This is a genomic window from Streptomyces paradoxus (assembly GCF_014202475.1).
Classification (GTDB): domain Bacteria; phylum Actinomycetota; class Actinomycetes; order Streptomycetales; family Streptomycetaceae; genus Streptomyces; species Streptomyces paradoxus.
In genome coordinates this window covers 793,520-814,747 of record NZ_JACHGV010000001.1, presented here as the reverse complement: position 1 = coordinate 814,747, position 21,228 = coordinate 793,520, and the positions used below count along the sequence as shown (strand labels likewise).

Below are 21,228 nucleotides of genomic sequence, written 5' to 3'. Positions count from 1 at the left end.
TTCCGCAATACGGAAGAGCTCACCGCGGGGCGCGACGGGAGTGCGAATCCGACAGCCGAAGCAGGAGTACTCGATGGCTCGAATGACCGCTGCCCGCGCGGCAGTTGAGATCCTCAAGCGCGAGGGCGTCGCCGACGCGTTCGGTGTCCCCGGCGCGGCGATCAACCCGTTCTACGCGGCGCTCAAAGCCTCCGGCGGCATCACCCACACCCTCGCCCGGCATGTCGAGGGCGCCTCGCACATGGCCGAGGGCTACACCCGCGCCCACCCGGGCAACATCGGCGTCTGCATCGGCACCTCGGGCCCGGCCGGCACCGACATGATCACGGGTCTGTACTCCGCGACCGGCGACTCCATCCCGATCCTGTGCATCACGGGCCAGGCCCCGACCGCCGTGATCCACAAGGAGGACTTCCAGGCCGTCGACATCGCCTCCATCGCCAAGCCGGTCACGAAGATGGCCGTCACGGTGCTGGAGGCGGCGCAGGTCCCGGGCGTCTTCCAGCAGGCCTTCCACCTGATGCGCTCCGGCCGCCCCGGCCCGGTCCTCATCGACCTGCCGATCGACGTGCAGCTGACGGAGATCGAGTTCGACCCGGAGACCTACGAGCCGCTCCCGGTCTACAAGCCCGCGGCGACCCGCGCCCAGATCGAGAAGGCGATCGGGATGCTCAACGCCTCCGAGCGGCCGCTGATCGTCGCGGGCGGCGGCATCATCAACGCCGACGCCGCCGAACTCCTCGTCGAGTTCGCCGAGCTGACCGGCACCCCGGTCGTCCCGACCCTGATGGGCTGGGGCATCCTGCCCGACGACCACGAGCTGAACGCCGGCATGGTCGGCCTGCAGACCTCGCACCGCTACGGCAACGCGACGTTCCTGGAGTCCGACTTCGTCCTCGGCATCGGCAACCGCTGGGCCAACCGCCACACCGGCAAACTCGACGTCTACACAACCGGGCGGACGTTCGTCCACGTCGACATCGAGCCCACCCAGATCGGCAGGATCTTCGCCCCGGACTACGGCATCGCCTCCGACGCCCGGGCCGCCCTGGAACTGTTCGTCGAGGTCGCCCGCGAGCTGAGGGCGGACGGCAGGCTGCCCGACCGTTCCGAGTGGGCCGAGGCCGCCCAGGAGCGCAAGGCGACCCTCCAGCGCCGGACGCACTTCGACGACATCCCGATCAAGCCGCAGCGCGTCTACGAGGAGATGAACAAGGCCTTCGGCCCGGAGACCCGGTACGTCTCCACCATCGGCCTCTCGCAGATCGCCGGCGCCCAGATGCTGCACGTCTACCGGCCCCGCCACTGGATCAACTGCGGCCAGGCCGGCCCGCTCGGCTGGACCATCCCGGCCGCGCTCGGCGTCGCCAAGGCCGACCCGGAGGCGTCCGTCGTCGCCCTCTCCGGCGACTACGACTTCCAGTTCATGCTGGAGGAACTCGCCGTCGGAGCGCAGCACAGGATCCCCTACGTCCACGTCCTCGTGAACAACTCCTACCTGGGTCTGATCCGCCAGGCGCAGCGGGCGTTCGAGATCGACTTCCAGGTCAACCTGGAATTCGAGAACCTCAACTCCCCGGAGCTCGGCGTCTACGGCGTCGACCACGTGAAGGTCGCCGAGGGCCTCGGCTGCAAGGCGATCCGCGTCACCGACCCCGCCGAGCTGGGTGACGCCTTCGAGCAGGCCAAGAAGCTGGCCGCGGAGCACCGGGTCCCGGTCGTCGTCGAGGCGATCCTGGAGCGCGTCACCAACATCTCCATGTCGACGACCAATGACATCGGCAACGTCGTGGAGTTCGAGGAGATCGCCACCGAGCCCGGCCACGCGCCGACCTCGATCAGGACGCTGAAGGTCTGACGCGCGGGGGAGCAGAGGGGCGGCCCGTCCGTGGGGGACGGTCCGCCCCTCGGGCATGTCTGTGCCGAGTCCCCGCGCATGACCGCCCACGCGCGCCCTGGGTCAGCTCCCGCCGCCCCCGCAGCCGCCCCCGCCTCCGCCGCAGTAGTGGTAGCCCCCGCCGCCCGTGCCGCGCGGTGAGTTCTTGAGGAGGCTCTTGCCGCCCACCTCGGCCCGGCGGACCAGACCCGCCCGCAGGGCGAAGCGCGGCACCAGCAGCCGCAGGGCCGCCTCGCCGTGCAGGGCGACCAGCAGCAACCGTTCACCGTCGGTCAGGCCGTGCCTGCTCGTCGGCAGCGGGTGGTCCTGCCGCAGGCCGCGGACGTGGCGGCGGGCGGTGCGGGTCGGTCCGAGCAGGGGGTAGCGCAGCAGCCCCGCCTCAGCGAGCGGGATGCGCAGGAGGGCCACCGCGAGCCGGATGTCCGGGTCCTTCACCAGGCTCTTGGGGGCGGCGGGCTCGCGCAGGCGGGCGTGCACGGCGACGGCCAGCGGAGAGGGCGGCCGCGGTGCAGGTGCCTCATCCGCGGCACCCGCCCGGATCGTCCCCGGCAGGTCCGCCTCCACCAGGCCCCGCAGGTACAGGTCCACCACGGCGACGGTGACGGCGGCCCGCGGGCCTTCCCCCAGCAGTGCGATCTCGTGCGGCTCCAGCCGGACCGCCGTACCGTCGCTCATGGCTTCACCCCCGTGCCGGGCCCGCCGCCCCCGTGCCGACGGGCTCCGTGTGACGAGAATGTGCCCGGCCCCGGGGGCGGTTGAAGCCCCCGGGGCCGGGTTCAGAGGTTGTTCTGAGGGTGCCGTACGGGCTGTACGACCGGTGGCGCAGCCGCGCTCACGCCTCGTGGTGCTCCGACAGTCCCGGCCAGTCGTCCGGCCCGCCGCCCTGCCACTCGACGAGGTCGCTCTCCGCGACATCGGTGACGTACAGGTCGGCTAGGCGCAGGATCTCGGCGACGTCGTCGGCGTGGGTCGCGACGCCCAGCGGCTCCTTGCCCAGGGTGACCCGGCGCGAGCCGTCCAGGGCGGGGGCGTGGACCACGACATGCGGGTGCTCGGTGGGAGGTGCCATGCCTTCAGGCTGCTGCGAACGGGACGGTTCCGCACCCCGGGGACGCTGGCCGTCCGGCGGCGCGAGGCTGGGCGCGACAGGACGTTCGCGCCGCCGGACGGGGTCGGGGAGAGGGGTGGGTGCTGGGACCGCGGCGGGTGCGACGGGCTCCTGGCGGGCTTCCCTCAGGTCGAGAAGCCGGCCCGGGCCCTTCACCACCGCACTGGCTCGCACGCCGCCGCGGTCCGCGCCCTGACCGTGCCGTGCCCGGGGGACCACCCCTCATCCGGGTCGCCCCGGGCGGTCGGCCACGGTCAGGGAGTTCACAATTTGTTGAAGCGGTGGGTATGGCTGGTGCCGGGCGGCGCCGCCGCTTCGGGCGCGACAGGACAGGTGTCAGCGGCGGCGCCGCCCGGGGATCGGGGCCCGGGACTGTCCGGGCCGGGTGAGGGACGTCAGACCTGCGCGCCGGAGAGCCGCTCCACGCCCCGCAGCAGCGCCGAGTGGTCCAGGCCGCCGTCGCCCTGCGCGCGCAGGGACGCGACCAGCTGGGCGACCACGGCACCGACGGGCAGGGCCGCGCCGACGTTGCGGGCGGCGTCCGTGACGATGCCCATGTCCTTGTGGTGCAGGTCGATCCGGAAGCCCGGCTTGAAGTCGCGGCCGAGGAAGTTGTCCTTCTTGCGGGTCAGCACGGTCGAGCCGGCGAGTCCCCCGTTGAGGACGTCCAGGGCGGCCTTCAGGTCCACGCCGGACTTCTCCAGGAAGACCACGGCCTCGGCGCACGCCTGGATGTTCACGGCGACGATCAGCTGGTTGGCGGCCTTCACGGTCTGGCCGGAGCCGTGCGGACCGCACAGCACGATGGTCTTGCCGAGGGCTTCGAGGATCGGCTTCGCGGCGTCGAAGTCGGCCTGCTCGCCGCCGACCATGATGGACAGCACGGCCTCGACGGCACCGGCCTCGCCGCCGGACACCGGGGCGTCCAGGACGCGGATTCCCTTGTCCTTCGCTGCCTTCGCCAGGTCGACCGACGTCTGCGGGGTGATCGAGGACATGTCGATCAGCAGCGCGCCGGACCTCGCGTTCTCCAGGATGCCGGCCGGGCCGTAGGCGATGGCCTCGACCTGCGGGGAGGCCGGGACCATCGTGATGATCACGTCGGCGTCCCGCACGGCCTCGGCGATCGAGCCCGCGGCGGTGCCGCCGGCGGCGGCCAGGCGGTCCAGCTTGTCCTGCTCCAGCGTGTAGCCGGTGACCTGGTAGCCCGCCTTGATCAGGTTCTCGGACATGGGGGAGCCCATGATGCCGAGTCCTATCCAGGCGACCTTGGGGAGTGTGCTCATGATGGGGTGCCTTTCGGATACGTCGTCAGCGGGACAGCCAGTCGAAGGCCTCGGCGCTCGGGCGGTCGCCCGGCTTGTACTCGAGGCCGACCCAGCCGTCGTAGCCCGCCTTCGTGAGCTGGTCGAGGAGGTCTTCGAGGGGCAGTGAGCCCGTGCCCGGCGCGCCGCGGCCGGGGTTGTCGGCGATCTGGACGTGGCCGGTCTTCGAGGCGAACCGCTCGATCACCGACGGGAGGTCCTCGCCGTTCATGGACAGGTGGTAGAGGTCCATGAGGAAGCGGGCGTTGCCCAGGCCGGTCGCGTCGTTGACCTGGTCGACGACGGCCACGGCGGCGGGGGCCGACACCAGCGGGTACAGCGGGGACTCGGGCCGGTTCAGGGCCTCGATCAGCAGCACCCCGCCGATCCGGTCGGCGGCCCGGGCCGCGAGGGTCAGGTTCTCCAGCGCGAGCGCGTCCTGCTCGGCCGGGTCCACGCCCTCGACGCGGTTGCCGTACAGGGCGTTCAGGGCCGTGCAGCCCAGGGCGGCGGCGAAGCCGGCGGCCACGTCGATGTTGGCGCGGAACCGCTCGGACTCCTCGCCGGGGACCGACAGGGCGCCGCGGTCCGGGCCCGGGAGCCGCCCGGCGTAGAAGTTCAGGCCGGTGAGCTGGACGCCCGCGTCCTCGATCGCCCGCCTGAGGGCGTCGAGCTCGGACTGCTCCGGCGTCGGCGAGTCGACCCAGGGCCACCACAGCTCGACCGCGGTGAAGCCGGCCGCCGCGGCGGCAGCGGGGCGCTCCAGGAGGGGGAGCTCCGTGAAGAGGATCGACAGGTTGACGTTGAAGCGCTGGTCTGCGAATCCCATCGGGGCGGCGCTCCCTTCCGTGTCTTCCATGGTGCGAGCGTCCATGGCGCTTTTCCGTATTGCGGAATCATGTTTCTGCTTAACGGAAGATTGCCTGCGGGGTGCACGGGCTGTCAAGAGGGGCTGCCGGAAAGTCCGCCTCGCGCGTTAGGTTGAGCGCGTGCGACTGAGAGTGGAGTTCACGACCGAGCCGTTCGACCTGGACGAGGCGCCCGCGCACGCGGTGGTGGCCCGCGAGGTCGTGGAGGCCGCCGAGCTGGACGCCGTGGACGTGGGCCCGTTCGGCAACACCGCGGAGGGCGGTGCCGACGCGGTGCTCACCGCAGTGGACGCCCTGCTCCGCAAGACCCTGGAGGCCGGTGCCACCCGGGTCACGCTCCAGGTCAACGTGGTCGAGGAGGGCGAGGCGTGAGTGGCGCGGGGGACGAGCCGTTCATCGCGGCCGTGAAACCCCTGGTCGACGCCATGGGCGGCGAGATGATCCCGCCCGACGAGGCCGGTCCCGACGATGTCGTCCTGTCCTGGGAGGGCCGGGACGCCGTCGCCGTCCGGCTGCCGCAGCTCGCCGACTCCCTCGATCACATCCTGGCCGCCATGGAACGCCGCAAGGGCGTGCCGCTGGCCGATCTGGACCGCAGGGCCAAGCAGGAGGTCGTGCGGATACTCGAGGCGCGCGGCGCCTTCTCCGTACGGCACGGCGTGGAGACCGTGGCGAGCGCCCTCGGTGTCAGCCGCTTCACTGTCTACAACTACCTCAATCGCGAGAAGGGGGCCTGACCGGACCCGCCCCGCGACGGTCCGGTTTCGCGCCACCGAATTTTCAACAAACTGTTGACGTGCTGTCGCGGGAGGGCGTTAGCTATCGGCACGCCCGTTCAGCACGAAGGCCGACACCGGCCACGGAGGCTCCCGTGACGTCCACTTCCACGCCGCCGGGCCTGACCCGGTTCAACACCCTCGAGGAGCACGCGGCGTACACCGCACTCCGCGAGGCGTGCGCCGCCACGGCGTGGGCGAAGCGCCTGCTGGCCGCCCGCCCCTACGCCACCAGCGAGGACCTGTACGCCGCGAGCGACGCCGCCATGGCGGAGCTGACGGCCGCCGACCTCGACGAGGCGATGGCCGGCCACCCGCCCATCGGCCGCCCCAAGCCCGGTGACCCCACCTCGGCCCGGGAACAGAGCGGCATGGCCGGCGCCTCCGACGCACTCAGGACGGAGATGCTGAAACTGAACCTCGCCTACCAGGAGAGGTTCGGCCATGTCTTCCTGATCTGCGCCACCGGCCGCACCGGCGAGCAGATGCGCGACGCGCTCCGGGAACGGATCGGCAACCCGCCGGAGCGGGAGCGGGAGATCGTCCGCACCGAACTGGGGAAGATCAACCGCATCCGTCTGGCCCGACTCGTCGAAGAGGACTGACAGCACCATGAGCACCTCCGCCACCGCGTCCGTGTCCACCCACATCCTGGACACCAGCATCGGCCGCCCCGCCGAGGGCGTCGCCGTCCACCTCTCCGCCCGCCCGGGCCGTACGGCGGACTGGCAGGCGCTCGGCGGCTCCGCGACCGACGCGGACGGGCGGTGCAAGGATCTGCCGGCGCTGCCGGAGGGCACCACCCACGTACGGCTCGACTTCGCGGTGGAGCCGTACTTCGAGGAATCTGCGAAGAAGCAAGCCGATGCGCAGCAGGACGCCCCCGCGAATCGGGACAGCGGTGCGTTCTTTCCGGAAGTGGCGATCACCTTCGCCGTCGAGCCCGGTGAGCACTACCACGTACCGCTGCTGCTCAACCCGTTCGGCTACTCCGTATACCGAGGGAGCTAGCTACATGACCGTCAATTCCCGCCCTGCCCGCCCTGTGATCCTGGGTCAGAACCAGTACGGCAAGGCCGAGAACCGAGTCGTCAAGATCACGCGGGACGGCGCCACCCACCACATCAAGGACCTCAACGTCTCCGTCGCCCTCTCCGGCGACATGGACGAGGTCCACTACTCCGGCTCGAACGCCAACGTGCTGCCGACCGACACCACCAAGAACACGGTGTACGCGTTCGCCAAGGAGCACGGCATCGAATCCGCCGAGCAGTTCGGCATCCACCTCGCCCGGCACTTCGTCACTAGCCAGGAGCCGATCCACCGGGCCCGCATCCGCATCGAGGAGTACGCCTGGGAGCGGATCGAGGCCTCCGACGCCAACGCGCAGTTCACCGGCGCCGACGAGGTCAAGCACTCCTTCGTCCGCAAGGGCCAGGAGGTCCGGCTCACCCAGATCACCTACGACGGCTCGTCGTGGGAGGTCGTCTCCGGCCTCAAGGACCTGGTCGTGATGAACTCGACCAACTCCGAGTTCTGGGGCTACGTCAAGGACAAGTACACGACGCTGAAGGAGGCCTACGACCGCATCCTGGCCACCGAGGTCTCCGGCCGCTGGCGGTTCAACTGGACCGACGACGAGCAGCGCATGCCCGACTGGGAGAAGTCCTACGAGCAGGTGAAGAAGCACATGCTCCAGGCCTTCGCCGAGACCTACTCGCTCTCGCTCCAGCAGACGCTGTACCAAATGGGCTCGCGCATCATCAACAACCGCAGCGAGATCGACGAGGTCCGCTTCTCCCTCCCGAACAAGCACCACTTCCTGGTGGACCTGGAGCCGTTCGGGCTGAAGAACGACAACGAGGTGTACTACGCCGCCGACCGCCCCTACGGCCTGATCGAGGCGACGGTCCTCCGGGACGGCTGCGAGGCGCGGATCCCCGAGGACCTCACCAACCTCTGACGTTCCCCCTTTCGGCACCCGTGGCCGGGGGAACCCTTCTCCCGGCCACGGCACTCAAAACTCCCGGGGTCCTGCCGTGCCTCGCCAATTCAGCACACTTCGTGAAAAGGGACGAACCATGGCAGCAGACCGGCGCATCGTCATCGAGAACTGCGCGATCGCGACCGTCGACGCGCACGACACGGAGTACGCCTCCGGGCACCTCGTGCTCGCCGGCAACCGCATCGAGTCGCTCGGCGCGGGCGCGGCCCCCGAGGGCCTGGAGAACGTCGCACGCCGTATCGACGCCTCCGGCCACCTCGTGACCCCCGGCCTGATCAACACCCACCACCACTTCTACCAGTGGATCACCCGGGGCCTGGCCACGGACCACAATCTCTTCAACTGGCTCGTCGCGCTGTACCCCACCTGGGCGCGCATCGACGAGCCGATGGTCCGGGCAGCTGCCCAAGGCTCCCTCGCGATGATGGCCCGCGGCGGCGTCACCACCGCCATGGACCACCACTACGTCTTCCCGCGGGGCTCCGGCGACCTCTCCGGCGCGATCATCGGCGCCGCCCGAGACATGGGCGTCCGCTTCACCCTCGCCCGCGGTTCCATGGACCGCAGCGAGAAGGACGGCGGCCTGCCCCCGGACTTCGCCGTGGAGACCCTCGACGGCGCGCTCGCGGCCACCGAGGAGACCGTGCGGCAGCACCACGACTCCTCCTTCGACGCCATGACGCAGGTCGCCGTCGCCCCCTGCTCGCCCTTCTCCGTCTCCACCGAACTGCTCCGCGACGGCGCCCAGCTGGCCCGCCGCCTCGGCGTCCGGCTGCACACCCACGGCTCGGAGACCGTGGAGGAGGAGAAGTTCTGCCACGAACTGTTCGGCATGGGCCCGACCGACTACTTCGAGTCCACCGGCTGGCTCGGCGAGGACGTGTGGATGGCGCACTGCGTCCACATGAACGACTCCGACATCGCCGCCTTCGCCCGGTCCCGGACCGGCGTCGCGCACTGCCCGTCCTCCAACGCCCGCCTCGCCGCCGGTATCGCCCGCGTCCCCGACATGCTCGCGGCCGGCGTCCCCGTCGGCCTCGGCGTCGACGGCACCGCCTCCAACGAGTCCGGCGAACTCCACACCGAGCTGCGCAACGCCCTCCTCATCAACCGCCTCGGCGCTCACCGGGAAGCCGCCTTGAACGCCCGTCAGGCCCTGCGCCTGGGCACGTACGGCGGCGCCCAGGTGCTGGGCCGGGCGATGGAGACCGGCTCCCTCGAGCCGGGCAAGCTCGCCGACCTCGTGCTGTGGAAGCTGGACACGCTCGCCCACGCCTCGATCGCCGACCCGGTGACCGCCCTGGTCTTCGGCGCGGCCGCCCCGGTCACCGCGTCCTTCGTGGACGGCCGGCAGATCGTCGAGGACGGGCGGCTGCTCACGGCCGACGAGGACGCCATCGCCCGCGCCACGCGGGACGAGGCCCAGCGGCTGGCGAAGATCGCCGCTGAGGCCTGAACACCCCGATGACTCCGGCCGGGAGGGACGGCTCCCGGCCGGCGGCCGTGGACCCGAGCGGGGACCACGGCGGTCGTCTCCGGGGTGCGCGCGGACGCGCGCACCCCGGAACGGCCACCCCCGTCCACCGCACATCAGGTCCCTCCCCCAAGCTCTCGGCTTCGCTCGAGCAGGGAGGTACCCCCAGCCCACCCGCACCACCTCCCTGACACCCACGGCGGCCCTTCGGCGTGCCGTGTAACCGACCGGAGGGACGCCGCCGTGGCCGACCACCCCGTTGACGAAAAACTCCCCGCGCTCAAGATGGCGACGACCGGCCTGCAGCACGTGGCCGCCATGTACGCGGGTGTCGTCGCCCCGCCCCTGATCGTCGGCGCGGCCATCGGCCTCACCGCCACCGACCTGACCTTCCTCACCGGCGCCTGCCTGTTCACCGCGGGCCTCGCCACCTTCCTGCAGACCCTCGGCATCTGGAAGATCGGCGCCCGCCTGCCGTTCGTCAACGGCGTCACCTTCGCCGGTGTCGCCCCGATGACCGCCATCGTCGCCTCCACCGAGGACAAGTCCGACGCCCTGCCCATCATCTTCGGCGCGGTCATCGTCGCCGGACTCCTCGGCTTCCTCGCCGCTCCCGTCTTCTGCAAGGCGATCCGCTTCTTCCCGCCCGTGGTCACGGGCACGGTCATCACCCTGATCGGCATATCCCTGCTCCCCGTCGCCTTCGGCTGGGCGCAGGGACCCGACCCGACGGCGCACGACTACGGCTCGGCGACCAACCTGGGCCTCGCGGCCGTCACCCTGCTGATCGTGCTGCTGCTGCGCCGCTTCACCACGGGCTTCGTCAAGCAGATCGCCGTCCTGCTCGGCCTGGTGATCGGCACGCTGATCGCGATCCCGTTCGGTGCCACGGACTTCGGCCCCGTCGCGGACGCGGCCGTCATCGGCTTCCCCACCCCGTTCCACTTCGGCGCACCGCAGTTCCAGCTCGCCGCGATCATCTCGATGTGCGTGGTGATGGTGGTGTCGATGACCGAATCGACCGCCGACATGCTGGCGCTGGGCGAGATCGTCGACCGCCCGGCCGACGAGAAGACCATCGCGGCCGGCCTGCGCGCCGACACCCTCGGCTCGGCGATCAGCCCGCTCTTCAACGGCTTCATGTGCAGCGCCTTCGCCCAGAACATCGGCCTGGTCGCGATGACGAAGATCCGCAGCCGGTACGTCGTCGCCGCGGGCGGCGGGTTCCTGGTGCTGATGGGCCTGTGCCCGATGGCGGCCTCGCTGATCGCCGTCGTACCGCGCCCGGTGCTCGGCGGAGCGGGCGTGGTGCTGTTCGGCTCGGTCGCCGCCAGCGGCATCCAGACCCTGGTCCGGGCCGCCCTGGACAAGGACAACAACGTCCTGATCGTGGCCGTCTCCCTGGCCGTCGGCATCATCCCCATCACGGCGCCGGAGTTCTACCACGCCTTCCCGGAGACGGCGAGGATCGTCCTGGACTCCGGCATCTCGACGGGCTGTGTGGCGGCCGTGCTGCTCAACCTGGTCTTCAACCACCTGGGCCGGGGTGGCCGCGACGCCCACGACGTGACCCACCCGATGGAGGCGGGCGAGGAACTCACGGGCACCCCCAGGACCCCGGCCGCGTCCTGAACTCCCCGGTGGAGAGCGACGCCAGCGTGTTCCTCCAGCTGGTCGGCAAGTCGGGGGCGACCCTCGACGAGTGCCGGCTGATGCTCGCCGGTGCCGACCCCCACCGCTGGACCCTGGCCGGGGCGGCCGCCGGCAGCGAGATCTGCGTCAAGCATTCCAACGGGGACATGACGATCTGGCGCGACGCCGCCTAGAGCCCGAACAGCCCCGGGTCCGACGCCAGCTTCTTGAAGACCTCGGCGGGATCGGCGACCAGCTTGCGCTTCTCCAGGTCCAGGATCCCGCCGACCGCCGTGATCTCCGCGGCCACCGAGCCGTCCGCCTTCAGGACGCTCTGCTCGATCCGGAACGTCTTGCCGCCACCCCATGCGAAGGCACAGGTCACCTCGACCTCGTCGCCCGCGAGCAGCTCGCGTTTGTAGCGGATGGTCGTCTCCAGGGCGACCGGGCCCACGCCGCTGCCGATGAGGGCGGACTGGCTGATGCCGGCGGCGTGGAGCAGCGACCAGCGGGCGTGCTCCGCGTAGTTCAGGTAGACCGCCTGATTGAGGTGTCCTTGGACGTCCGTCTCGTATCCACGGACGGTCACAGGGACGGAAAACGGCTCGCTCACGGCTTCCCCTTCGGCTTCTCGTGCACTGCACAACGATCCACCGATCTTGGCATGCCCATCACGCCCGGCGCGGGGAAGCCAGCAGATACCGGTTCCTGGTGCGCGGCTCACGGTGCTCGCTCACCTGCCAGCCTGCCCCTTCCAGGGTGGCCGCGCAGGCCCGCAGCGCCTCGCCGTCCGGCTCGTGCACGGCGACGGCCTCCGGCTGCGGGGTCTCCCGGACGCGGTAGCCCCCGCCCTCCCGCCCCGCCGGAGCGTGCCCGGCCGCCTCCAGAGCCAGCGCGGCGGCCCGCACCAGATGCGTACGCTCCCAGCCGCACGGCCGGTCCGTGCCCCCGCCGGGGTTCGTCATCCGGCGCAGCTCCAGCAGCCCCTGCCAGGCGCTGTGCACCTCACGGCGCCGCGCGGGCCCGGCATCCGCAGCGGCTTCCTCACCGCCGGCGCGTGCGGCGAACACGCCCGTCGACGCGGGGGCCTCCCCGGGCGCGGCGGGCTCGGGCACCGGCGTGATGCCCTGCCGCACCCGGTGTCCCTCGGGCGTCAGGAAGTGGTCGTGCGGCGGCCGCGGGTGCCGGAAGGCCAGTCCCCGCTTCACCAGTGCCGTCAGCTGCGACTCCGTGCCCCGGAGCCGCCCGGTCACCGGGTCGGCGGCGTCGATGACACGCCTCTGCGCGGCGGTCGGCGGACGGGTCACGGCGTGCTCCTCTCCGGCCTCGGGCGATCCAGGGGCTCCTCGCCCCACCTGCTCGAAGGCTACGACCCGCCACTGACATTCCGGACCGGGACGGCTCCCCGCCACCCGCCACGGCTCGTCACGCGGCGGGGCTCGGGCCGCCACGTGGCGACCAGCGCGGCGGCCAGCAGCAACTCGGCCAGGTCGCCGCCGTAGTACATGACTTCCGCGCCGCCCTGCACCTGGTCGACCGGCGCGTGGATGTGGACCCGGAAGCCGGCGTACATCAATTGGGAGATCACGGCGTGCGCCGCGATCGCGACGCCGAGGTAGACCAGCCGGGCCCGGACGCCCGGCCTGGTGGGGGCCGGGTCGGGGCCGGCGATGGCGTAGGCGAACAGGCATCCGGAGAGCAGGAAGTGCGCGTGCAGCAGCCAGTGCGCCGCCGGGTCGGCCACGGTCGCGTTGTACAGGGGGGTGAAGTACAGCACCACGAGGCTGCCCGTGGAGAGCACCAGCGCGACCGCCGGGTGGGCGATCACGCGGGCGGGCAGGCTGTGCAGCACCGCGGTCAGCCGTCGGCCGCGGGACGCGGGCAGGGTGCGCAGCAGGAGGGTGACGGGGGCGGACAGGACCAGGGCGAGCGGCGCGTACATGCCGATGAGGAGGTGCTGGACCATGTGCCCGCGGAAGTCCTCGTGGGCGAAGGGGGCCAGGGGCGGCAGCAGCGCGACGCCGAGCAGGAGGATCCCGCCCAGGAAGAAACCGGTCCGCCACCTGCTCCAGCCGAGGGCCGGATTGCGGTGGCGCGCCCGGCGGACGAGGAGCAGGTAGGCACCGGCGGCGGCCAGCAGCATGAGCGCCGGTGGCAGCCAGTCCAGGGTGCCGCTGCCCGCGTCGTGCCCGTGCTCGGGCAGGTGGTGGCCCATCAGCCCTGCCGGGCCGCACGGCGGCCGGCGGGTGCGCCGGGGTCGAAGAACCGGCCGCCGCGCTGGAGCAGGTGGCCGCCGGCGACCAGCAGGGCGCCCAGGGCGAGGAAGCCGACGTCCCACCAGACCTGGCCCTCCCCGGCGTAGACGTGGTGGATGCCGAGGACGTGGTGGTCCAGGACGCCCTCCACGAGGTTGAACAGGCCCCAGCCGACGAGCATCCAGCCCCACAGCACCCGGGAGGTCCACACCCGCAGCCGGTCGTGGGTGACCCGCGAGTACAGCACGGCCAGCCCCACGAGCACCGAGAGCCAGCACACGGTGTGGAAGACGCCGTCCCACAGGGTGTTCATCTCCAGGCCGGAGACGGTGTGGGGGTCGTAGTACTTCACCCCGATGCGGTCCTGGTTGGTGCTGGAGAGCATGTGGTGCCACTGCAGCAACTGGTGCAGCAGGATGCCGTCGGCGAACCCGCCCATCCCCACCCCGAGCACGATGCCCGGCAGCCGTAGGTCCGCCGGTCGTGCGGTGCCGGCCCGGGACTCACCCTGCGTGGTGGCCATTGATCGTCTCCGCTCTCGCCTGGGGGAAGAACCGAAGACGACGTTCCCTGCTGCGCAGCGCTCACGCCCTGCGCTCGGCCTCCATCCGGCTCAAGGACCCTTTTCCGGCCGTCCCGCACGTTCCGGGAATGGCTCGGCGCCTACTGGCGGTACCCGCCGAGGAACCGTCCGATCCGGCCGATCGCCGCCTCCAGGTCGTCGGCCTGCGGGAGGGTCAGGATGCGGAAGTGGTCCGGGGCCGGCCAGTTGAAGCCCGTGCCCTGGACCACCTGGATCTTCTCCCTCAGCAGCAGGTCCAGGACGAATTTCTCGTCGTCGTGGATCTGGTGCACCTTGGGGTCGAGACGCGGGAACGCGTACAGCGCGCCCTTGGGCTTCACGCACGTCACGCCGGGGATCTCGTTCAGCTTCTCCCAGGCCACGTCCCGCTGCTCCAGCAAGCGGCCGCCCGGGGTGGTCAGCTCGCGGATGGACTGCCGGCCGCCCAGCGCGGCCTGGATGGCGTACTGGGCGGGCGCGTTGGCGCACAGCCGCATGGAGGCCAGCATGGTGAGGCCCTCCAGGTAGTCCTTCGCGTGCTGCCGCGGTCCCGTGACCACCAGCCAGCCGGAGCGGAAACCCGCCACGCGGTAGGTCTTGGACAGGCCGCAGAACGTGAGGACCACCAGGTCGGGGGCGAGGGCGGCGGCCGAGTGGTGCACGGCGTCGTCGTAGAGGATCTGGTCGTAGATCTCGTCGGCGAAGACCATGAGGCCGTGCCGCCGGGCGAGGCCGAGGATGCCCTCGACGATCTCCCTGGGGTAGACCGCGCCGGTGGGGTTGTTCGGGTTGATGATCACGACCGCCTTCGTGCGGTCGGTGATCTTCGACGCCATGTCGTCGAGGTCGGGGTACCAGTCGGCCTGCTCGTCGCACAGGTAATGGACGGCCTTGCCGCCCGCGAGGGTCGTCACCGCCGTCCAGAGGGGGAAGTCGGGGGCGGGGATGAGGATCTCGTCGCCGTCCTCGATGAGCGCCTGGACGGCCATCGACACCAGTTCCGAGACGCCGTTGCCGAGGAAGACGTCGTCGACGCCGACCTCCAGGCCGAGGGTCTGGTAGCGCTGGGCGACCGCGCGGCGGGCGGAGAGGATGCCGCGCGAGTCGGTGTAGCCGTGGGCCTGCGGCAGCATCCGGATCATGTCCTGGAGGATCTCCTCCGGCGCCTCGAACCCGAAGAGCGCCGGATTGCCGGTGTTCAGGCGCAGCACGCTGTGGCCCGCCTCCTCCAGAGCGTTGGCGTGCTCGATGACCGGACCGCGGATCTCGTAACAGACCTCGCTGAGCTTGCTCGACTGCCGGAACTCCATGCGCGCCTCTCCTCTGCCGAACCGTGTTGCTTGGTTTTACCAAGTGTGCGCTTGGAAAGTCCAACAACTTGTCTAGACTGCGTCGCATGCCACCTCGCCGAAGCTACGACCAGTACTGCTCCGTCGCCCGTGCGCTCGATGTCGTCGGCGACCGCTGGACCCTGCTGATCGTCCGGGAGCTCCTCGCCGGTCCCCGCCGCTACACCGACCTGCACGCGGACCTGCCCGGGGTCAGCACCGACGTACTCGCCTCGCGACTGAAGGACATGGAGCGCGACGGCCTGTCGACCCGGCGCCGGCTGCCGCCGCCCGGTGCGGCCTTCGTGTACGAACTCACCCAGCGGGGGCGGGAGTTGCTGCCCGTGCTCCAGGCGCTGGGGGAGTGGGGGCGGGCCGGGCTCGGCGAGCGCCGGCCGACGGACGCGGTCCGGGCGCACTGGTTCGCCCTGCCCCTGCTGCGCCTGCTGGACGGGGAAGGGCTCGTCGAAGTCCGCCTCGAGGAAGGACTGTTCCATCTGCACGCCGGTGCCGAGGAGGGGCCCGTGTACGGCGACGGACCCGCCCCCGGGGAACCGGACGCCCGGCTGGCCCTGGACACCGCCACGTGCACGGCCGTCGCCCGCGGGGAGCTGAGCCTCGCCCGCGCCGTGCGCGAAGGTCGGGTCCAGGTGAGCGGCGAGGGCGCGCTCGCCAAGGCGCTGCGCGAGGCATGAGAGAAGGCCCGCGGTCAGCGGGCCTTCTGAGTGACCATCAGCGAAATCCGGGATCGTCAGGCGGGCGGCACCCGGGACGGCCGTCCCGTCCCGCGCGTCAGCGCGTACCCGCCGACGCCGGCCAGCGCGGCCATGATCCCGCCGGCCGCGGTCCACACCCACCGGTCCGACCACCGGCCGGACGCCCAGCCGTCCTCGGGTTCGAGACCGGCCAGCACCGCCGCGTCCTCCCGCTCCTGCCCGGGCTTCGTGGCCACGCCCGGCACCAGCGGCTCGGCGAGCGAGCCGTCCACCGCCGCGGATCCGCCGATGTCCCTGGAGTCCACCCGCACGTCGCTGCCCACCGGCAGACCGAGGTCGGCGGTGGCGACGCCGGTGGCCGTCAGCCGGACGTAGTAGGTGCCGGGCAGCGGGTCGTTCGCCCACGGCTCCGACCAGGCGCGGACCGTGCGCAGCACGCACGCCAGCTTCACGGAGGGGGCGTCCGCCGCAGCCGTGCGCGTCTGCGCCCCGTACTGGCAGGCCTGACGGCGGCGCAGACCGTCGTAGACATCGATCTGCCAGGTCTGGGAGGCGTGGCTCTCAGGGAGCTTCACCGTCGCCTCGACCGTGGGGCGCTGTCCGGTGTCGGCGGGGAACGACCAGTACAGGTAGTCACCCGTGGAGCCGCTCGCCGTGGCCGGCTGCCCCTGCTCGATCTCCGTCGCCGTACGGAACGACGTACCGGCCCGCGTGGGGGCCGACGCCTCGTCCTGCGACGGGCTCGGCGAGGCGTCGGCCGCGGCCGGGCCGGCCGCCACTCCGAGGGTCAGCAAGGCCGCGCTCAACGCTCGTACCGCTCGCATCAGTTGGTCCTCCAGACCGCGATCCGCCAGCGCGACAGCCAGCCCCAGACGACACCGGCGAGGAAGCCGGTGAGGATCAGCACGCCGAGCAGCCACCAGCCGCGGCCGAGGCCGAAGGCGGCCACGTCGCCCGCCCGGCTCGGGGCGTCCACCACGTCCACGGTCAGCTCCAGCGGCAGACCGGGCGTGGTCTTCACACCGGGGGCCGCCGAGAAGGAGTGCGAGACGGAGAGGCAGACCGCCTCGGCGGGAGCGTCCTCGTCGTCGCTCTCCGCCTTCGGGTAGCGCAGGCCCGTCGAGATCACGTCCGTACGGCCGTTGCCCGCCGCCTCGCCGCGCACGATCTCGCGGCCCTTGGACGTCACGGCCCGCATCAGCACACCGTAGCCGGGGTTCACCGCCCGGTCCGCGGCGACGCTCACCGACGCGCGCAGCTCCTGCCCCGGCCGCACGTCCACCCGGTAGAAGCGCTGCTGCCCGAACTCCTCGCGGTCGGTGTACAGGCCCGACTTCAGCGTCGGTGCCCCGGCGCACCGGTCCGCCCCCTCGGTCGCCACCGGCGTCACCACCGGGTCGGCCGCCCGGTCCACCAACTGGTTCACCCGGTCGGTGAGTTCGTCCTGGTGCTCGACCGAGGTGTAGGTGCCGCCGGTGGCCTCGGCGATGCAGCTCAACTGCCGGCTCAGCTTGGCCGTCGGGACCAGGCCCAGGGTGTCGATGGTCAGGCCGATGCCCTTGGCCGCGATCTCGCGGGCCACCTCGCACGGGTCGAGCGGCGCGCAGGTGTCCTCGCCGTCGCTGATCAGCACGATGCGCTTGGAGCCGTCGCCGCCGTCCAGGTCGCCCGCCGCCTTCAGCAGGGCCGGGCCGATCGGCGTCCAGCCCGTCGGGGTGAGGGTGGCGACGGCCGTCTTGGCCTCGGTGCGGTCCAGCGGGCCGACGGGGTACAGCTGCGCGGTGTCCTTGCAGCCCGTCTTGCGGTCGTCCCCGGGGTAGTTCGCGCCGAGGGTGCGGATGCCGAGTTCGACCTCCTCGGGCGTCGCGTCGAGCACCTCGTTGAACGCCTGCTTCGCGGCGGCCATGCGCGACCGGCCGTCGATGTCCCGGGCGCGCATCGAGCCGCTCACGTCGAGGACGAGGTCGACCTTGGGGGCGCCCTGGCCCGTGGGTTCACCGGCGGCCGCTCCGGCCGGGAAGGCGAGCCCGGCCGTCAGCGCGGCGAGCAGGCCACAGACCCCTGCCGCCAGCCGTTTTCTTGTGATCATCGCCGGATCCTATTGATCATCCGGCTCCGCTTCCAAAACGGGTCTCAGCGAAGGGGATTGGGCAGTTCCGCCCACTGGTCCCCGGGCGTCCGCGGCGACAGGCGCATCAGCGTCAGTGCCTTCGCGGGCAGCGGATCCGCGCACAGTGCCGCGAGGTCGGGGGTGCGCGGCAGGTCCCGTACGGCCGTCTCCAGCGCCGCTCCGAGCGCCGGGCCCGACCCGGCCGTGCCGGCCAGCGCGCCCGCCACGAGCGAGCCGAACAGCTTGCGGCGCAGCACGTGTTCGTCGTCCGTGACCATCCGGGCCGGCAGCTCGGGCACCGTGATGCCGTGCCGGGCGAGGCGGGCCGGACTGACACGGATGTCGGCCAGGTCACGGTAGACCAGCCGCAGCGGATCGCCCGCCGCCGAGAGGACCACCAGGAGGTTCTGGCCGTGCGCCTCCAGGGCCACGCCCAGCTCCAGCAGCCGCAGTCCGGCGGTCAGCGCGAGCCGGGCGAAACCGGCCAGCCAGGCGGGGGAGCGGGGGAGGCCGGTGGTGGCGAGCGCCGCCACCGGCAGGACCCGCTCGCCGCTGCCCGCGTACGCCTGCGGCGACTCCCGCAGGACGGCCGCGAAGTCGGGGGACCCGGCCGCCGCCGCGCCCAGGGTGCGGGTGACGTGCAGCAGGCCGTCCGTGCGCGCCGCCGGTGTCGCGGCGAAGTCCGACAGCAGCGCGGACGCGGCCACCGACGGCAGGGAGATGTCCCGCACCGAGGACGTCAGCCGGGCACTCAGGGAGGTCTTCACATGCGGCCCGCCGGGCAGGGCCAGCGTCCGCAGCGACATCAGCGGATGCGCGGGACGCCGCTCCTCGCACACCCGCTTCAGCACATGCGCCGCCTGCCACGGGTGCACCGGCAGCACCACCCGCCCCCCGTCCCGCAGCTCCGCCGGCCACGCGCCCGTGACCAGGCACTCCTCGGCCCGTACCGGCACCAAGCCCAGCTCCACGACCGGCCGGTGCTCGGGCCCGTAGGCCAGCTGCTCGGCCACCGAGAATCCGGGCCGGGACCGGCACGTCGGATGGAACGGATGCCCGTCGGTGATCCGCTGCTCCCACTCCCAGTCGCTGTCGGGCCAGTCGTCCCGGCCGCCCTGCTGCCCCGCCCTCGACAGCGCCAACGAGGCGACGCTGTGCCCGAGTTCGACGGCGAACGAGGCGGAGTGCGGCACGGCGAGGTCCGTCATCAGCCGCGCCGGATCCGCGTAGGCCGTCCCGTCGAGCCGTACGACGGTGACGTACGCGCCGGTGGCGTAGGGATCCGGCCGGGGGCCGCACAGCCGGCGGCCGTCGGACAGGGACAGCGTCAGACCGTCCCGGTCCCGCTCGGCGCGGGTGACCCAGGGCAGCGGATCGTGGGCGAGACCGCGCCACAGCCGGGACAGCACGGCCGCCCGGGCACCGGGCAGTTCGGCCTCGTACCGCGGCAGGAGTCCGGGCCGTACGACGGACAGTTCGTCGGCGACCTCGGCCTCGGCGGAGGGGGGACGGTGCACGGGCGGGCTCCTCGGGTACGAATAGGGGCGTCACAGCGGAATGGCGACGACCGACATACTGATCATCTCCGCCCGGAACGCTGGAAGGACCGTAGGGACGAGTGGAACGCGTGGACCTCATGCCCCCGCCCGCCGACGACGACTCGGCCCACGGTGACGACCCGGCCACCGGGGCCCTCGCCGACGCATATGCCGCCGTCCCCCTGCTGAACTGCCTGCTGCGGGAGGTCGCCCGGCCGGTGCGCCGGGAGGGCGGCCGTCACGTCTACCGGCTGCCCGGCGGAGACCGGCTGCTGCGGGTGCGCGGAACGCGGCGGCCCGCCGAACCGGAGGCCGAGGTCGCGGGCGGCTGGCACCGCCTCGGCCACACCGAGCTGGTCAAGCTCGTCGCCGAGGAACTGCGCCGGCACACCGGGCTGTCCAACCACGAGCTGCCCGCCGAGATGCTCGACAGCCGGGACGCCGTGGCCGCCATGCTCGCCGCCCGGGCCCGGGCCACCCCGCCGGGCGACCTCTACCGGCGCTCCGAGCAGTCCCTCCTGACCGGCCACACCCACCACCCCGCCCCCAAGGCGCGCGGGGGCGGCCCCGCCGCCGGCTGGCTGCCGTACGCGCCCGAGGCGTACGCCCGCTTCCCGATGGCCCTGCTCGGGGTACGCGAGGACACCGTCGTCGAGGAGGGCGACACCTCCGCCCTCGACGCCCTCGGCACGGCCCCGCCCGGCTACCGCCTGCTCCCGGCCCACCCCTGGCAGCTGGACCTGGCGAGCGGGGAGCTCGCCGGCGCCTTCGCGGACGGCAGGCTCATCCGGCTCGGCGAGACCGCCTTCGACACCTGGCCCACGGCCGCGATCCGCACGCTCTACACGCCCGGGCACGACCTCTTCCTCAAGTTCAGCCTGGACGTGCGCATCACCAACGACATCCGCCGGCTCTGGCGCCACGACCTGCTCGCCCTGCGCCGGACCGACGCGGCCGTGTGCGCCGCCTTCGCGACGTCCGACGGCCCCCCGGCCTGGCTCGCCGACCGCGGGTACCGCACCGCCGACTTCGCCTTCGAGGCCCTGGCCGTCCTCGTCCGCGACGGCTTCGGCGACCGCCTCCTGCCCGGCGCGACCCCGCTGCTGGCCGCCGGCCTGGTCGAGGGCTTCGACGGCAGCCCGCTCGACCGCGCCCCGGACCCCGGGGCGTGGTGGGAGGCTTACCTGGCCCAGGTCGTCCCCCCGGCGCTGACGGCGTTCGCCGAGCACGGCGTAGTCATCGAGGCCCACCTCCAGAACACCCTGGTCGCCGTGGACGCCGACGGCCTCCCGGTGCAGGCGCTGTACCGGGACGCCGAGGGCGTGAAACTGCTGCCGGACGTGTCGCGGCAGGCCGGCTGGGAGCGGCTCGTGTACTGCCTGGTCGTCAACCACCTGACCGAGATCGCCGGCGCCCTCACGGACAGGCACCCCGGGTTCGACCCCTGGCCGGCCGCCCGCCGCGAACTCGCCCGTCACGACCTCCCCGAGATCCCCGCCCTGCTCGGCTCGCCGACCCTCCCCGCCAAGACCAACCTGCTGCTGCGGTGGACGGGCGCGGACGGCGCCGACGCCCGCTACCTGCCCCTGGCCAACCCGCTCCGGGAAGGGACCCGGCCCGCCGGGCCCGGCGCCCGCGTGACATGATCATCACC

General features: G+C 72.3%; 23 protein-coding genes. 11 read left to right on the top strand and 12 right to left on the bottom strand.

The window, feature by feature from the left end:
• Positions 1-73: 73 nt before the first annotated feature.
• Entirely contained in the window at positions 74-1,858 is a 1,785-nt protein-coding gene (gcl, locus tag HNR57_RS03685) for a glyoxylate carboligase (protein WP_184555730.1), read from the top strand.
• Between the two features lie 102 nt (positions 1,859-1,960).
• Here the strand turns inward: gcl and HNR57_RS03680 are convergent, their stop codons facing one another.
• From HNR57_RS03680 to HNR57_RS03665, 4 genes are all read right to left on the bottom strand, one after another.
• Positions 1,961-2,572 (bottom strand): DUF2207 domain-containing protein, encoded by a 612-nt coding sequence (locus HNR57_RS03680; RefSeq protein ID WP_184555727.1) that lies wholly within the window; start codon positions 2,570-2,572, stop codon positions 1,961-1,963.
• A gap of 157 nt (positions 2,573-2,729) precedes the next feature.
• On the bottom strand, positions 2,730-2,966 hold the full coding sequence (locus HNR57_RS03675; RefSeq protein WP_184555724.1) for a hypothetical protein: 237 nt from the start codon (positions 2,964-2,966) through the stop codon (positions 2,730-2,732).
• 434 nt (positions 2,967-3,400) lie between these two features.
• Positions 3,401-4,291: a 2-hydroxy-3-oxopropionate reductase gene (locus tag HNR57_RS03670; protein WP_184555722.1), complete on the bottom strand. Its 891-nt coding sequence runs from the start codon at positions 4,289-4,291 to the stop codon at positions 3,401-3,403.
• Between the two features lie 25 nt (positions 4,292-4,316).
• Positions 4,317-5,138: a TIM barrel protein gene (locus tag HNR57_RS03665; protein ID WP_184555719.1), complete on the bottom strand. Its 822-nt coding sequence runs from the start codon at positions 5,136-5,138 to the stop codon at positions 4,317-4,319.
• Positions 5,139-5,298: 160 nt separating this feature from the next.
• Here HNR57_RS03665 and HNR57_RS03660 point away from each other — a divergent pair, with 160 nt between their 5' ends.
• The 8 genes from HNR57_RS03660 (at position 5,299) to HNR57_RS03625 (ending at position 11,259) form a co-directional block, all read left to right on the top strand.
• Complete coding sequence (locus HNR57_RS03660) at positions 5,299-5,550, top strand: hypothetical protein (RefSeq protein WP_184555717.1); 252 nt, start codon at positions 5,299-5,301, stop codon at positions 5,548-5,550.
• Positions 5,547-5,915: a helix-turn-helix domain-containing protein gene (locus HNR57_RS03655; RefSeq protein WP_184555714.1), complete on the top strand. Its 369-nt coding sequence runs from the start codon at positions 5,547-5,549 to the stop codon at positions 5,913-5,915. The genes HNR57_RS03660 and HNR57_RS03655 overlap by 4 nt, the downstream gene beginning before the upstream one ends.
• A 134-nt stretch (positions 5,916-6,049) precedes the next feature.
• Positions 6,050-6,559 carry a 2-oxo-4-hydroxy-4-carboxy-5-ureidoimidazoline decarboxylase gene (gene uraD / locus HNR57_RS03650; protein ID WP_184555712.1) on the top strand — a complete coding sequence of 170 codons (510 nt, stop codon included), beginning with the start codon at positions 6,050-6,052 and terminating at the stop codon, positions 6,557-6,559.
• A 7-nt stretch (positions 6,560-6,566) separates the two neighbouring features.
• A complete protein-coding gene (gene uraH / locus HNR57_RS03645) occupies positions 6,567-6,965 on the top strand; it encodes a hydroxyisourate hydrolase (protein WP_184555709.1) in 399 nt (132 codons plus the stop codon).
• A 4-nt stretch (positions 6,966-6,969) separates the two neighbouring features.
• Positions 6,970-7,917 (top strand): factor-independent urate hydroxylase, encoded by a 948-nt coding sequence (gene pucL / locus HNR57_RS03640; RefSeq protein ID WP_184555707.1) that lies wholly within the window; start codon positions 6,970-6,972, stop codon positions 7,915-7,917.
• Positions 7,918-8,035: 118 nt separating this feature from the next.
• Positions 8,036-9,415, top strand: coding sequence for an 8-oxoguanine deaminase (locus HNR57_RS03635; RefSeq protein ID WP_184555704.1), 1,380 nt, complete (start codon positions 8,036-8,038; stop codon positions 9,413-9,415).
• Between the two features lie 261 nt (positions 9,416-9,676).
• A complete protein-coding gene (locus tag HNR57_RS03630; protein WP_184555703.1) occupies positions 9,677-11,065 on the top strand; it encodes a nucleobase:cation symporter-2 family protein in 1,389 nt (462 codons plus the stop codon).
• Between the two features lie 8 nt (positions 11,066-11,073).
• Positions 11,074-11,259, top strand: coding sequence for a hypothetical protein (locus HNR57_RS03625; RefSeq protein WP_184555701.1), 186 nt, complete (start codon positions 11,074-11,076; stop codon positions 11,257-11,259).
• Here HNR57_RS03625 and HNR57_RS03620 read toward each other — a convergent pair.
• The 5 genes from HNR57_RS03620 to HNR57_RS03600 all read right to left on the bottom strand — a co-directional run bounded on the left by HNR57_RS03620 (position 11,256) and on the right by HNR57_RS03600 (position 15,192).
• Entirely contained in the window at positions 11,256-11,678 is a 423-nt protein-coding gene (locus HNR57_RS03620) for an acyl-CoA thioesterase (RefSeq protein ID WP_184555700.1), read from the bottom strand. The genes HNR57_RS03625 and HNR57_RS03620 overlap by 4 nt on opposite strands.
• 58 nt (positions 11,679-11,736) lie before the next feature.
• Positions 11,737-12,372 carry a hypothetical protein gene (locus HNR57_RS03615; RefSeq protein WP_184555698.1) on the bottom strand — a complete coding sequence of 212 codons (636 nt, stop codon included), beginning with the start codon at positions 12,370-12,372 and terminating at the stop codon, positions 11,737-11,739.
• A 59-nt stretch (positions 12,373-12,431) separates the two neighbouring features.
• Entirely contained in the window at positions 12,432-13,280 is an 849-nt protein-coding gene (locus tag HNR57_RS03610) for a cytochrome c oxidase assembly protein (RefSeq protein ID WP_184555696.1), read from the bottom strand.
• Positions 13,280-13,843, bottom strand: coding sequence for a DUF2243 domain-containing protein (locus HNR57_RS03605; protein ID WP_184555694.1), 564 nt, complete (start codon positions 13,841-13,843; stop codon positions 13,280-13,282). The genes HNR57_RS03610 and HNR57_RS03605 overlap by 1 nt, the downstream gene beginning before the upstream one ends.
• Positions 13,844-13,983: 140 nt before the next feature.
• Positions 13,984-15,192 carry a pyridoxal phosphate-dependent aminotransferase gene (locus tag HNR57_RS03600; RefSeq protein ID WP_184555692.1) on the bottom strand — a complete coding sequence of 403 codons (1,209 nt, stop codon included), beginning with the start codon at positions 15,190-15,192 and terminating at the stop codon, positions 13,984-13,986.
• 86 nt (positions 15,193-15,278) lie between these two features.
• On the opposite strand from HNR57_RS03600, the gene HNR57_RS03595 reads away from it, so the two are divergent.
• Complete coding sequence (locus tag HNR57_RS03595; protein ID WP_184555690.1) at positions 15,279-15,905, top strand: winged helix-turn-helix transcriptional regulator; 627 nt, start codon at positions 15,279-15,281, stop codon at positions 15,903-15,905.
• Positions 15,906-15,961: 56 nt separating this feature from the next.
• Here the strand turns inward: HNR57_RS03595 and HNR57_RS03590 are convergent, their stop codons facing one another.
• From HNR57_RS03590 to HNR57_RS03580, 3 genes are read right to left on the bottom strand one after another with little or no spacing between them, the layout of a single operon-like run.
• Positions 15,962-16,750: a hypothetical protein gene (locus HNR57_RS03590; protein WP_184555688.1), complete on the bottom strand. Its 789-nt coding sequence runs from the start codon at positions 16,748-16,750 to the stop codon at positions 15,962-15,964.
• Entirely contained in the window at positions 16,750-18,015 is a 1,266-nt protein-coding gene (locus HNR57_RS03585) for a VWA domain-containing protein (protein ID WP_184555686.1), read from the bottom strand. The genes HNR57_RS03590 and HNR57_RS03585 overlap by 1 nt, the downstream gene beginning before the upstream one ends.
• Positions 18,016-18,059: 44 nt before the next feature.
• Positions 18,060-19,553 carry an IucA/IucC family protein gene (locus HNR57_RS03580; RefSeq protein ID WP_184555685.1) on the bottom strand — a complete coding sequence of 498 codons (1,494 nt, stop codon included), beginning with the start codon at positions 19,551-19,553 and terminating at the stop codon, positions 18,060-18,062.
• Between the two features lie 101 nt (positions 19,554-19,654).
• On the opposite strand from HNR57_RS03580, the gene HNR57_RS03575 reads away from it, so the two are divergent.
• On the top strand, positions 19,655-21,220 hold the full coding sequence (locus tag HNR57_RS03575) for an IucA/IucC family protein (RefSeq protein ID WP_376772151.1): 1,566 nt from the start codon (positions 19,655-19,657) through the stop codon (positions 21,218-21,220).
• Positions 21,221-21,228 lie beyond the last annotated feature (8 nt).